This is a genomic window from Klebsiella sp. X1-16S-Nf21 (assembly GCF_002837615.1).
Classification (GTDB): Bacteria; Pseudomonadota; Gammaproteobacteria; order Enterobacterales; family Enterobacteriaceae; genus Klebsiella; species Klebsiella variicola.
The window spans coordinates 1-13,873 of record NZ_PJDK01000005.1; the positions used below are offsets into that span (position 1 = coordinate 1).

The 13,873-nt window shown below is 58.5% G+C and carries 8 protein-coding genes; 3 read left to right on the forward strand and 5 right to left on the reverse strand.

Translation table 11 applies throughout. From position 1 onward, the window contains the following. Positions 1–680: 680 nt before the first annotated feature. The 3 genes from CW267_RS03760 to CW267_RS03770 form a co-directional block, all read right to left on the reverse strand. Positions 681–2,297 (reverse strand): mechanosensitive ion channel family protein, encoded by a 1,617-nt coding sequence (locus CW267_RS03760; protein ID WP_165787419.1) that lies wholly within the window; start codon positions 2,295–2,297, stop codon positions 681–683. 164 nt (positions 2,298–2,461) lie between these two features. Continuing rightward, positions 2,462–4,114, reverse strand: coding sequence for a class I fumarate hydratase FumA (gene fumA / locus CW267_RS03765; RefSeq protein WP_023340075.1), 1,653 nt, complete (start codon positions 4,112–4,114; stop codon positions 2,462–2,464). Between the two features lie 54 nt (positions 4,115–4,168). Further along, positions 4,169–5,680, reverse strand: coding sequence for an anion permease (locus CW267_RS03770; RefSeq protein ID WP_012968326.1), 1,512 nt, complete (start codon positions 5,678–5,680; stop codon positions 4,169–4,171). A 641-nt stretch (positions 5,681–6,321) separates the two neighbouring features. Between CW267_RS03770 and CW267_RS03780 the strand changes: the two genes are divergently transcribed. Together CW267_RS03780 and CW267_RS03785 are read left to right on the forward strand one after the other, a co-directional pair. Further along, entirely contained in the window at positions 6,322–9,099 is a 2,778-nt protein-coding gene (locus tag CW267_RS03780) for a flavocytochrome c (RefSeq protein WP_100781047.1), read from the forward strand. A 66-nt stretch (positions 9,100–9,165) separates the two neighbouring features. Then, positions 9,166–10,116: an FAD:protein FMN transferase gene (locus CW267_RS03785; RefSeq protein ID WP_072122441.1), complete on the forward strand. Its 951-nt coding sequence runs from the start codon at positions 9,166–9,168 to the stop codon at positions 10,114–10,116. Here the strand turns inward: CW267_RS03785 and dcuR are convergent. Both dcuR and CW267_RS03795 read right to left on the reverse strand, forming a co-directional pair. Then, the gene (gene dcuR, locus CW267_RS03790; protein WP_008805043.1) at positions 10,097–10,816 is read right to left on the reverse strand and encodes a two-component system response regulator DcuR; all 720 of its coding nucleotides are present in this window, start codon (positions 10,814–10,816) and stop codon (positions 10,097–10,099) included. The two genes, CW267_RS03785 and dcuR, sit on opposite strands and share 20 nt — an antisense overlap. Beyond that, positions 10,813–12,429, reverse strand: coding sequence for a sensor histidine kinase (locus tag CW267_RS03795; protein ID WP_100781046.1), 1,617 nt, complete (start codon positions 12,427–12,429; stop codon positions 10,813–10,815). The genes dcuR and CW267_RS03795 overlap by 4 nt, the downstream gene beginning before the upstream one ends. 373 nt (positions 12,430–12,802) lie before the next feature. On the opposite strand from CW267_RS03795, the gene CW267_RS03800 reads away from it, so the two are divergent. Then, a complete protein-coding gene (locus CW267_RS03800) occupies positions 12,803–13,726 on the forward strand; it encodes an N-acetylmuramic acid 6-phosphate etherase (protein ID WP_100781045.1) in 924 nt (307 codons plus the stop codon). The last annotated feature ends 147 nt before the right edge of the window (positions 13,727–13,873 follow it).

Below are 13,873 nucleotides of genomic sequence, written 5' to 3' on the forward strand. Positions count from 1 at the left end.
GCCGAGGCAGCGTCCGTGCAAAACACGGCCCTCAGCCCGCATCCATGCGGGCTGCCCCGGCCTTCCGGGAACGTCTCAGCGATTTTGAGGCCGCCAGCACCGGCAGTTTCAGTCGCGCAAGTGGGTAAATGAGTGACAGGTCGCACGAACCCCAGGCCGGGTAAGGCGTAGCCGCCACCCGGCGAAATCACGGCACAACCGGAAATGTCCCTGTTCGCACTATGTTTGGCAGGGCGACAACTTCTATGTTAATTCCGGGCAGATTGCGCTCCCGGTTGATCTTCTGCGTTATGTCTCTTATGGCGCAGGGAGCGCACAGGGGGCGGCCAGTCGCCGCCGCCCCCTGTACCCCCGGGCTCCGGCCAGCAAAATCGCCGCTGCGCGGTCCCTTCGACTTATCCCTGCAGGCTGCGGGTCGGGCCGAGGCAGCGTCCCTGCAAGACACGGCCCTCAGCCCGCATCCATGCGGGCTGCCCCGGCCTTCCGGGAACGTCTCAGCGATTTTGAGGCCGCCAGCACCGGCAGTTTCAGTCGCGCAAGTGGGTAAATGAGTGACAGGTCGCACGAACCCCAGGCCGGGCAAGGCGTTAGCCACCGCCCGGCACAAACGCGGCTCTGCGCTGGCTGTTCTTGCTCAGCGGTGAAGCCGCCACCCGGCGGAAATGCCGCTATATTAGCCCTTATTTCTCAGGCTCCTGCGGCGCGACGGCTGGGGCGGCGTACCAGGCCTCCTGCGGCACCACCACCGCCGCCTTGGGCTGCATCACAAAGTTCGGCGACATAATCTGCACGCCGAATTCGTTAAACACATCAATAATACTGCTATGCAACGCGTTGCGGCCATCCGGCAGCTTAGTTGTGGGGAGCAAGCGCACCTGCAGCTCATACGCGGTGTACCAGTCAAGCAACCCCAGCTTGCGAACTATCGGGGCGATTTGTTGATCCACCCCAGGGGTGCGTCTTGCCGCCAGCTCCAGCAGCGCATGCACCTGACGCCACGGCGTATCGTAGCCGATGGTGACGCTGGTGGTGAGATTGAACCCGCCGTCGGTGCTCTCGGCGCTGAGATTAATAATTTTCCCGCTCACCACCACGGCGTTCGGGACGGTGACAATGTAATTCTCACGGGTGAGGATCTTGGTCGCCAGCACGCCAATCTCGCTGACCTGTCCCTCATTGTCGGCGAGGCGGATCCAGTCGCCTTTGCGCAGCGCCCGGGAGTAGATCAGCACCAGGCCGCTCATCGCATGGGTCATCACCCCGGTCGACCCGAGAGTCAGCATCAGGCCGAAGAACACGCTAATGCCTTTGAAGGCGAGGGAGTTGGCGCCGGGGAGGAACGGGTAGGCGGCGGACAGGGCAAACAGCCAGATGACCACCGAGATCAACCGGCGGGTGGCGCTGACGGTTTCCGGATGGATGCCCGGCACCTGAATGCGGCCGGCGGCGACCTGGTCGAGAGCCACTTTCACCAGGCGAATGATGAGCCAGGTGATCAGGAAAATATGCACCACGATCATCAGCCCCGGCAGGGAGGCGACAATCGACAGGGAGAGATCGCGGATCACGTCCAGCGACCAGTCACCCAGCGATTCACTCCACACCCGTGTCCAGGGAAACAGGCTGAAGGCCCAGCTCAGCCAGAGATAACTGGCCAGCATGCCGACGAGAATGACCAGCACAGCATAGAGTCGAACTTCAATATTGCCGAGATAGCGCCGCCAGTGCTGCGGGATGGCGCTGCGTTTTTCAAGGATCCGCAGCAGGAAAAAGCGCCGCACCCGCCGCCAGGCGCGGAAGGCGCCGTAGTAAAACAGCGCCAGCAGCAGCCCTCCGGCCAGCGCTTTGCCGGCTGAAAGCAGCAGATAACGGTCGTTGAACTGTTCCTGCAGGCTGGTGCGCTGGGCCTCCATTCGCGCCAGCACCCGCTGGGCCGCCTGGTCGAGGGTTAAATCATCGCCCTCATCGAGATCCGCCTGGCTCAGCAGCAGCACCGGTTTGCCGTTCATCAGAAACAGCCGGCCCGGCTGACCATAGCGGTTGACCGCAACGACCCGCAGCGGTTGGCGAATATCGTCTTCAGTAAAGGCGCGTAAGGCGCTGCGGGTACGCAGGACGCGCTCTTCGGGCGTGGTCTGGCCGAAAGTAGCCTGCAACATGACGACAGGTTGATGGAAAATCGTGACTGTGCGTGCCTGCTCGCGGGCGGTCGGCTGCTGTCTCGGTTCGGCAGCCAGCGCCGGCTTTAGCACCAGCAGCGCCAGCGCCCAGAGGATCACCACGCTCATCCTGTTCATAGAGGCACCTGAGAAAGAGAATTATTGTTATTTTTCAGCAAACAACGGACGGCTTGTAGTTGAGCATAGCCTGGCGCGAAATGAATTCAAGCTGGCGCGGCGTGGGCATAAAAAAAGCCGTCGCCCAAACGGCGACGGCCTGATATCAGCGTCAGAAGTGAGCGTTAGCCGTGCTGTTGACAGCCGGCACACTGCTTATTCTGGATCTGCTGGAAGAAGTCGTTACCTTTATCATCAACCAGAATAAACGCCGGGAAATCTTCCACTTCGATTTTCCAGATAGCTTCCATCCCCAGTTCCGGATAGGCCACGCACTCGAGGCTCTTAATGCTCTGCTGGGCGAGCACTGCTGCCGGGCCGCCGATGCTGCCGAGGTAGAAGCCGCCGTGTTTATGGCAGGCATCGGTCACCTGCTGGCTGCGGTTGCCTTTCGCCAGCATCACCATGCTCGCGCCGTGCGACTGCAGCAGATCGACGTAGGAATCCATGCGGCCTGCGGTGGTCGGACCGAGGGAGCCGGAGGCATAACCGGTCGGCGTCTTCGCCGGGCCCGCGTAGTAGATCGGGTGATCTTTGACGTACTGCGGCAGCGCCTCGCCGTTATCGATAAGCTCCTTCAGCTTGGCGTGGGCGATGTCGCGGGCCACGATAATGGTGCCGTTGAGGCTCAGGCGGGTGGAGACCGGGTGCGCCGACAGTTGCGCCAGGATTTCGCTCATCGGCTGATTCAGGTTGATGCTGACGACATTGCCTTCACCCTGCTGACGCAGATGTTCAGGGATATATTTCCCCGGATTGCTCTCCAGCTTCTCGATCCAGATGCCGTCGCGGTTGATTTTCGCTTTGATGTTGCGGTCGGCGGAGCAGGAGACGCCCATGCCGATCGGGCAGGAGGCGCCGTGGCGCGGCAGACGGATCACCCGGATATCGTGAGCGAAGTATTTCCCGCCAAACTGCGCGCCGAGGCCGAGGTTCTGCGCTTCCTGCAGCAGCTCCTGCTCCAGCTGGACGTCGCGAAACGCCTGACCGTGCTCGTTGCCTTCGGTCGGCAGGCCGTCGTAGTAGCGGGTGGAGGCCAGCTTCACGGTCTTCAGCGTCGCTTCTGCAGAGGTACCGCCGATCACAAACGCGATATGGTATGGCGGGCAGGCGGCGGTCCCGAGGGTACGCATCTTCTCGACCAGATAGTTTTTCAGCTTCGCCGGAGTGATCAGCGCTTTGGTTTCCTGATAGAGATAGGTTTTATTGGCGGAACCGCCGCCTTTCGCCATGCACAGGAATTTATATTCGTCACCGTCGACGCTGTAGAGATCGATCTGCGCCGGCAGGTTGGTGCCGGTGTTGACCTCTTTATACATATCCAGCGGCGCGTTCTGTGAGTAACGCAGGTTATCTTCGGTATAGGTGTTGTAAACGCCCTGCGCCAGGGCGGCTTCATCGCCACCGCCGGTCCAGACGCGCTGGCCTTTTTTACCCATGATGATGGCGGTGCCGGTATCCTGACAGGTCGGCAGAATACCTTTGGCGGCGATTTCGGAGTTGCGCAGGAACTGCAGCGCCACGTATTTGTCGTTTTCGCTGGCTTCCGGGTCGAGCAGAATCGAGGCGACCTGCTGCTGATGCGCCGGGCGAAGCATAAAGGAGGCGTCATGGAAGGCCTGCTGGGCGAGCAGGGTCAGCGCCTGCGGCTCTACTTTCAGAACCGGCTGGCCGTCAAATTCGGCGACAGAGACGTGCTCTTTGCTGAGCAGATAGTATTCGGTATCGTCGTGCGCCAGCGGGAACGGATCCTGATAAACAAACGGTTTAGTCGACATAGTCACTTACTCCATAAAGATAAAAACCGCCGGGGTGGTCCCGGCGGTTATGAATCAGAACATCATGGACATCCACGGATAGCCAATCAGCAGCAGGGCGGCCAGGAAGATGGCGCCAAAGATGGTGCCGAGGCGCCAGTAGTCTTTGGTCGGCAGGTAGCCGCTGCCGTAGTAGATTGGGCTTGGGCCAGTACCGTACGGGGTGATAATCCCCATCACGCCCAGCGAGGTGACCATCAGCAGGACGAACACTTCCATATTCATACCCGGAATGGTGGCCGCAATAGTCAGCATGGCCGGCAGCAGGGCAGTGGTGTGCGCGGTGGTGCTGGCAAACAGGTAGTGCAGCAGGTAGAACGCCAGCAGCAGGACGATAGTCGCCACGCCTGGGGAGATACCGCCCATCAGCGCGCCGCCCTCTTTACCCAGCCAGGCGATGAAACCGGTGGAGGAGAGGCCGTCGGCCAGCGCCACCAGGGTGGCAAACCAGACAAAGGTGTTCCACGCCGCTTTGTTGTTGGTGATGTCGCTCCAGGAGAGCACGCCGGTCCACAGCATCAGGACGATAACCAGCAGGGCGGCCAGCGCCGGTTCAATCCAGTCGGCGGCGAAGATCCACATCATCAGCGCGAAGCAGACGAACACCAGCAGCAGAATTTCATTGCGCGACAGTTTGCCCAGTTTTTCCAGCTCACGCGCGGCCCACAGCGGCACTTCGTTATTGATTTTCACTTCCGGCGGATAGAACCAGTAAGCCAGCAGCGGCATGGTCAGGATCAGCAGGACACCGAGCGGCAGGAAGGCGATGAACCAGGTCCCCCACGAGATGTTGATACCGACGATGCTTTTTACCAGCGCCAGGGCCAGCAGGTTCGGTGCCAGCGCTGACAGGAACATCGAGCTGGTGATACAGGCGGCGGTGATCGCCACCCACATCAGATAGGAACCGATTTTACGCGCGCTCGGGTCGTTTGGTTTTGAACCGTACAGCGGCGGCAGGTTGGCAATAATCGGGTAGATGGTACCGCCGCTGCGCGCGGTGTTAGACGGCGTAAACGGCGCCAGCAACAGGTCAGCGAAGGTGATGGCGTAGCCCAGCGTCAGGCTGCGACGGCCAAGATATTTCACCAGGATCAGCGCCAGGCGGCGGCCAAACTGGGTTTTATCGTAGCCGGCGGCGAACATAAAGGCGCCGAAGATAAGCCAGACCGTGGAGTTGCCGAAGCCGCTCACCGCCCATTTAAAGGAGGCGCCGGCCAGCTTGAAGCTCGGGGCGGCCATCTGTTCCGGGCTGAACAACAGCCACTGGCTACAGAGGGCGATCACCACCACGCCGGTGATGCCGATAACGGCGCCAGGCAGCGGTTCAAAAATTAACCCGACGATCACCCCGACGAAGATGGCGAAGTAGTGCCAGGCGTACGGCGGCAGGCCGTCCGGGACCGGAACGAACAATAACAGTACGGCAACGATAATCGGCAGCGCCATCATCAGGAGACGTTTTTTAGTCGCAGTCGTTGGATTGACTGCACCGGCAGGCGGTATGGTTGTCTTTTTCTCTTTCATAATGAGTATCTGCAAGTTGTTGAAAATAGCGTTTACGCCAGCGACATGCTCAGTGATTTCTTTAATTACAAAAGTTACTTTAGTTTTTATTTTTCGTTTCTGAGTATCGTCAGGGCGTTTATTTAACGCGTTTGTCTGGGCGTTAAATTAAATTTGTTGGTTATTTATATATTGCGCTTTCAATGGCCGTTGCAATTGATCGAGATCAAGAAAAGCAGGTGATTTCACTATTTTTTTATTATCAGCATAACCCTATATGATGAGGTGTTAATTTGGCTAAAATATCGATAAATGTTAAAATAAAAATGAACATTTAATGCTGAATTTATCCATTATTTTCGTAACCGCATGAAAATAAATGTTTTTATTGAAATTTGCGATCGTTTTTAATGTTAACATAAGTATCTAAAATGTTATCGTGCATTTGTATTATGTAAATGCTATTTATTATTTTAATAATACAATAGAGGTAGCGATGTTATTGTTGGGGTTAAATAGTTTTATAACTAACGTAATTGATTTAGTAGCTAAAAAACACGCTATATTATTGGCATGACAACAGGAATTAAAAAACCAAAACCATTAATGATTCCGTCACCCCATTCTGAGTTTTTAATATTTTAAAATCTGGAGCGTAACTTATGACCAGTAACGAACGAATTCTGCAGCCATTTACTTTACCAAATGGTACGGAGCTGAAAAACCGTTTGCTCATGGCGCCGATGACCACCTGCACCGGTTATTTCGATGGGACTGTCACCAGCGAGCTGGTGGAGTACTATCGCGCTCGCGCCGGCAGCATCGGCACCATTATTGTCGAGTGCTGCTTTATTGATGACTACGGCCTGGCCTTCCCGGGCGCGATCGGCATCGATAATGATGAAAAAATTGCCGGCCTGGCGAAAATCGCCGAGGCGATCAAAGCGCAAGGTTCAAAAGCGATTCTGCAGATCTATCACGGCGGACGCATGGTCGACCCGCAGCTGATCGGGGGGCGCCAGCCGGTGGCGCCAAGCGCTATTGCCGCGCCGCGTGAGGGCGCCGCGATGCCGCGGGCGCTGAGCGGAGAAGAAGTGGAAGGGATGATCGCCAAGTTTGGCGACGGCGTCCGTCGCGCCATTCTCGCCGGCTTCGACGGCGTCGAAATTCACGGCGCCAACACCTACCTTATCCAGCAGTTCTATTCACCGAACTCCAACCAGCGCGACGACGAGTGGGGCGGTAGCCGCGACAATCGCGCCCGTTTCCCGCTGGCGGTCCTCGACATCACCCACAAAATGGCCCGCCAGTACGCTGACGATGCCTTTATCATCGGCTATCGCTTCTCGCCGGAAGAGATGGAGGTCCCGGGGATCCGCTTCGACGACACCATGTATCTGCTGGAAAAGCTGGCTGCCCGCGGTGTCGATTATCTGCACTTCTCGGTGGGCGCGACCCTGCGTCCCTCTATCGTCGATACCAGCGATCCAACACCGCTGATCGAGAAATACTGCGCGATGCGCTCTGAAACCCTCGCCCAGGTGCCGGTGATGGGCGTCGGCGGGGTGGTGAACGTTGCTGATGCCGAGCTGGGCCTCGATCACGGTTATGACCTGATCGCCGTGGGCCGCGCCTGCATCGCCTATCCGGACTGGGCGGCTCGTATCGCCGCCGGTGAAGAGCTGGAGCTGTTTATCGACAGCACCCAGCGCGAGGCGCTGCATATTCCGGAACCGCTGTGGCGCTTCTCGCTGGTGGAAGCGATGATCCGCGACATGAGCATGGGCGACGCTAAATTTAAGCCGGGGATGTTTGTTGAAACCGTTCAGGATGACGCCAATGAACTGGTGATCAACGTTAGCCTCGAAAATGATCATATTGCCGATATTGAACTGGCGGCGAGCCCGGTGCAGACCGTCGAGTTCACCACCAGCTTCGAAGAGATCCGCGAACGTATTCTGACCGCCAACACCCCGCACGTGGACGCCATTTCCGGTGCTACCAGCCAGAGCGAAGCGGTGAAAAAAGCGGTCGCTAAAGCGATGCTGAAATCCAGCAAAGCGCTGGCAGCGGAAGAGGGCGGCAATGACGCCGCGCCGAAAAGTTATGACGTGGTGGTGGTCGGCAGCGGCGGCGCCGGCCTGGCGGCAGCCATTCAGGCTCACGACGAAGGCGCCAGCGTCCTGATCGTCGAAAAAATGCCGACCATTGGCGGCAACACCATCAAGGCTTCCGCCGGGATGAACGCCGCGGAAACTCGCTTCCAGCGGGTCAAAGGTATTCAGGACAGTAAAGAGTTGTTCTATCAGGAAACCCTGAAGGGCGGCCACAACAAAAACAACCCGCAGCTGCTGCATCGCTTCGTGGAGAATGCGCCGCAAGCCATTGAGTGGCTGGCGGACCGCGGCATTATGCTCAACGACATCACCACCACCGGCGGGATGAGCATTGACCGTACCCACCGTCCGCGCGACGGATCAGCGGTCGGCGGCTATCTGATTAGCGGCCTGGTGCGCAACATCACCAAACGCGGCATCGACGTCCTGCTGGATACCTCGGTGGAAGAGATCCTGATGAGCGGGGATGAGGTGAGCGGTGTACGTCTGGTCAACGACGAAAAAGAAGTCATCGAAGTGCAGACCAAAAGCATCGTAGTGGCCACCGGCGGCTTCAGCGCCAACAGCGCGATGGTGGTGAAGTATCGTCCGGACCTCGAAGGCTTCGTGACCACCAACCACAAAGGGGCGACCGGGAGCGGTATCGCGCTGCTGGAACGCATCGGCGCTGGCACCGTGGATATGGGCGAAATTCAGATTCACCCCACCGTCGAACAGCAGACTTCGTACCTGATTTCCGAATCGATTCGCGGCGGCGGCGCTATTCTTGTTAACCAGCAGGGGAACCGCTTCTTTAACGAAATGGAGACCCGCGATAAAGTCTCGGCGGCGATTATCGCCCTGCCGGAACACTATGCGTACATTGTCTTTGACGAGCATGTGCGGGCGAAAAACAAAGCTGCCGATGAGTACATCGCCAAAGGCTTCGTCACCAGCGCCAGCTCGCCGCGTGAACTGGCGGAGAAACTGGGGATGGATTACCATGCCTTCCTCGCCACCCTCGAGTGTTACAACGGGGCAGTGGAAAAACAGCATGATGAACAGTTTGGCCGGACCACCGCGCTGCGCGCGCCGATTAACGAAGGCCCGTTCCATGCCATTCGCATCGCCCCCGGGGTGCACCACACCATGGGCGGCGTGACCATTAACACCGATGGCGAAGTGCTGAACGTTGACCAGCAGCCGATCCGCGGCGCCTACGCCGCCGGTGAAGTGGTGGGCGGGATCCACGGCGGCAACCGCATCGGCGGTAACGCGGTCGCGGATATCATCATCTTCGGTACCCTCGCGGGCCACCAGGCGGCGAAACGTGCCAGAGGATAACAGGTAATTGCTGATGCCGGGCTGGTGCTTTTGCCGCCCGGCTTATCCCTTCTGAAGGAGAGCCCGATGTCCGATAACCGCGTCTATAGCTACTCCGCCGTCCTGATGGGTTCCCCCATTCTGCTCAAACTTTATTCCCACGATGAGGCGCTGGCCTCCCGCGTATTTCAGTTAATTAAACGCTACGAAGATCTGCTTACCGTTAACCGTGCCGAGTCGCAGGTGATGGATATCAACCATGCCGCCGGACGCCATCCGGTCACGGTCAGTCGCCCGGTCTTTCAGCTGATTCAGTGCGCCAAAGCCGCCAGCATGGTGCGCGACAGCGCCTTTAATCTTGCCATCGGCCCGCTGGTGAAGCTGTGGCGAATTGGCTTTCAGGGGCACAGCGTGCCTGACGCGGCTGATATCAGAGCCCGACTGGCGCTGACCCGCCCACAGGAGGTGATCCTTGATGAGGCAACCTGCAGCGTGTTTCTCCAGCAGCCGGGGATGGAGTTGGATCTCGGGGCGATCGCCAAAGGCTATATCGCTGACCGCGTGCGCGATTATCTCCGTCAGCAGCAGGTGGAGAAGGCGCTGATCAATCTCGGCGGCAATGTGCATACCCTCGGTGAATGGACCATTGGCCTGAAAAAACCGTTTGCCGACGCGCAGGCGCTGATCGGCTCCCTGACGATCAACGGACAGTCGGTGGTCACTTCCGGAACCTATGAACGTTATTTTGAGCAGGACGGCAAACGCTGGCACCATATTCTCGACCCGCGCAGCGGTTATCCGCTGGATAACGAACTCGACAGCGTGACAGTGATTTCCACGGATTCTTTAGACGGCGATATCTGGACTACGCTGCTGTTCGGCCTCGGCGTAGAGAAGGGCTGCGCAGCACTGCGTCAGCGTGAGGATATCGACGCGATTTTCGTCACCAAAAATCGCGACATCATTCTCTCATCGCGGCAGCGGCTGCGTTTTGCGCCGCTGGACAGCGGCTATCAGGTTATTGACTGTACTGCTTAAGCAAACTGTACTGTTCGGCGACCAGGCGGTAGCGATAGACCGGTCGCCCGGTAGCGCCGTAGTGGATAGTGGTGTAGAGGATATTGATCTGCGCCAGCCAAATCAGATATTTGCGGCACGAGACGCGGGAGATATTTACGGCCGCCGCCAGCTCATCGGTAGAGAATTCAACGTCCGGATGGGCGTCAATCCACTGGCAGAGCGTACGCAGCGTTTGCGCGGTTAGCCCCTTGGGCAGCTTGCGCGCGTCGCTGGCCTCCGGCGCGCCGCCGTGCAGCAGACGGTCGACGTCGGCCTGTTCGTAATACGGCTGGCCGGTCATCAGTTTACGCTTCTCCCGCCAGGTGGTGAGCGCCTCTTCAAAGCGCGGAAACTGGAAAGGTTTGATCAGGTAATCAACCACCCCGTAATGCATCGCGGTCTGCACCGTGGCGGCGTCTGCCGCCGAGGTGATCATGATGACATCGATAGCGCGCCCCGACTCGCGGATGGTCGGCAGTAGATCCAGCCCGCTGTCCTGTTGCATGTAGACATCCAGCAGCACCAGATCGATCTCCCGCTGCTTATCGTTAATCATCTCCTGGGCCTGACTGAGCGTCGAAGCGCTCCCGCTGCAACGAAAGCCGGGAACTCTTGCCACGTACAGGCGATTCAGTTCGGCCACCATCGCATCATCGTCAACAATCAACACATTTATCACGCACGTTTCCTTTTACTATCCCAGGGGAGATGAACAAAAAATTGGGTAAATACGCCGGGTTCCGACTCGACGGCGAGGGTGCCGCCCAGTTCGCGCAGCTGCTGGTTGGCGAGAAACAGCCCGACGCCGCGATTCTCGCCTTTGGTGGAGAAGCCTTTGTTAAAGATAGCGTCGATATTATTTTCCGGGATCCCCGGTCCGTCATCGCTCACTTCACCGCTTAGCCAGCCGTCCTGGTAGTGCAGCAGCAGGCCGATCTCACCCTCCGCCTGGCCGCTCATGGCGTCCAGCGCGTTCTCGATAAGATTGCCCAGCACCGTCACCAGTACCGTGACCTGCTTCTCGTTCGGGCAATCCGGCACCAGGCTCTCTTCCGCCAGCGTCAGCGTAAAGCCGCACTCGGTGGCGCGCTGAATTTTACTTATCAGGAAGCCCGCCACCACCGGGGATTTAATACGGTGCTGAATGTCGCCGATGTCCGCCTGATAGCGGTGGGCGGTCTGCAGCACGTATTCCTCGAGTTTGCCATAGCTTTTCATATTCAGCAGGCCGAGGATCACGTGCAGTTTATTCATAAATTCATGAGAGGTGGTGCGCAGGGCATCCACATAGCTCATCATGCCATCCAGCCGCTGCAGCAGCTGGCTCACCTCGGTCTTATCGCGGAAGGTACAGATGGCGCCGACCACCGATTCCTGGTTGCGAATGGGCACCGTATTGCCGATCAGCAACAGGCCATTGCATCCCAGTTCGCGGTCGTACATCGGCTCGCCGCTCTGCAAGACGGTCTGCAGGTCGGCCAGTAGCGGCGTGTGGGCGAGGGTTTTGTCCGGGCCGGAAAAGAGGATCTCCTGCGCCGCCGGGTTGATCAAATTGACTTCGCCGTGGGCATCGACGGCAACGACGCCCTCCTTCAGGGCGTGAAGCATGGCCTGACGCTGTTGAAACTGGGTGGAAATCTCCTGCGGCTCCAGCCCCAGCAGGATGCGCTTCAGACCGCGTACCAGGCTCCAGGTGCCCAGCGCGCAGACCAGCGCGCTGAACAGGATTGTCAGGAGTACGTCCCAGCGGCTGTTGGCGATCTGTTCGTCCACTTTACTCAGCGAAATGCCGACCACCACCACGCCAATTTGCTGGTGCTGGTCGTTGAACACCGGGGTGAATACCCGCAGCGCCGGGGCCAGCACGCCGTGGTTAATGGCAACGTTCTCTTTTCCCTGCAGCGTGGGCAGGATATCCCGGCCGATAAACCGCTTTCCGATGATAGAGGTATCCGGATGCGAATAGCGAATACCGTGCATATCGGTGACGATAGCGTACAGTAGGTCGTTGCGCCGGGTGATGGCCTGCGCCAGCGGCTGAATGATCTGCTGCTGCGGGGGCGCCTCCAGTCCGCGCTTCACCTGCGGCATATCGGCCATGGTGCGCGCCACCGCCAGCGCGGTCTCTTTCAGACCGTCGCGGGTGGCATTGCTTATCTGCATATACCACAGGGCATAGACCAGCAGGAGCACGGCGCCGATGACGCTGCCGATCATCAAGGACACTGCGGTGCTCAGCTTTAACGGTAAGGCGCGTTGGCGAACGCGAGGCTGCTGCTCTGATGCCTTCATGACGATCCCGGATAGATTCAGTGAAGGCATATTATCGCCGATAGGACGGTTTTCATAAAGCCGTGTAATCAAAGCCAATCGAGGCGGTTTAGCCGATACGTAAACCGTTTCACATGCTCTGCCAGCAATCCTTCTGGCTGGCCATGCCAGCGGGCGGCGAAGATGAGACCTCAGACAGGATTGCTCAGATAACCGGCAATCGCCCCCTGACAGGGCGGTCGGGAGGGTAAACTGTGACCCCGACGGCGGTAAAGCACAGAACATTCCACTTATAGTGGCGGCAGAGGTTAAATAGGCCTGATGAATATAAGGATATGCATCAGGCCGCTGATTTCGCCGAGATGCGCTTTTTCTGTTGTAAATGGAGGTTGTTATGAACAGTTCGCTAACCGCTGCAATGCAGGCCCGCCGTCACCCGGATACCACTCACATCGATCGTCTCGCCACGGCCGACATGCTGGCGATGCTGCATCAGGATGATAAGCAGATATCGGAGGCGGTTGGCGCCTGCCTGCCGGACATCGCCCGGCTGATTGATGTCGCCACCGCGACGATGGGCCGGGGAGGGCGCCTGGTCATTATCGGCGCTGGAGCGTCAGGCCGGACGGCCATCGAGGCGGTCAGCGACTATTCGCCGGAAGGCGAACACGCGCTGGTGGGACTGATTGCCGGTGGGCAGACGGCGGCGATGGCCGAGCGGGAAACCGCAGCAAATAATTATGACCTGGGCGCCTTTGAACTGCAGTCGCTGGACTTTTCCAACCACGATATGCTGCTGGCGTTGACCGTCAGCGGCAAGACGCCATGGGTATGGGGCGCGATGCGCCACGCCTGGTCGCTGGGGGCCCCTATCGCTGTCGTCACTCAGCAGGCGGCCAGCGAGGCGGCGCAGCTGGCGGATATCATTATTGCCCCACAGACCGGGCCGGAAGCGGTGGCAGGCTTAGCCAATCCGAAGGCTCAACTGGCCCAGCGGCAGATCGTCAACATGCTGACGACCGCGCTCGCCATCCGTGACGGTCGGGTGTACAGCAATCTGCGGGTGGACGTGCAGGCTGACAATTCGCACTGGGCGGAGCGGCAGATAGCGATTGTCATGGCGGCCACCGACTGCACGCGCAGTGAAGCAAAAGCGGCACTGGCCAGCTGCCATCAGCACTGCCGCACCGCGATCCTGATGCTGCTCAGCGGGCTGGATGCCTGGCACGCGCGCGAGCTGCTGACGCAACATCACAATCACCTGCGTCTCGCCCTGCGCGAAGCACACCGCAGCAGCACGACTACTCCCGCCCATTAACCCTTCAGCCAGGCGCGCGCGATTGTCGTACGCGCCTGGGCTTTATTAACTAAAAAAATCTCTCTTTTTTATTTTTCTCAGCAATCAGGCTGAATTTTCGATCTTATTTTTCACCAGGTATCATTTTGATGTCTCGCTTTGCTTTTT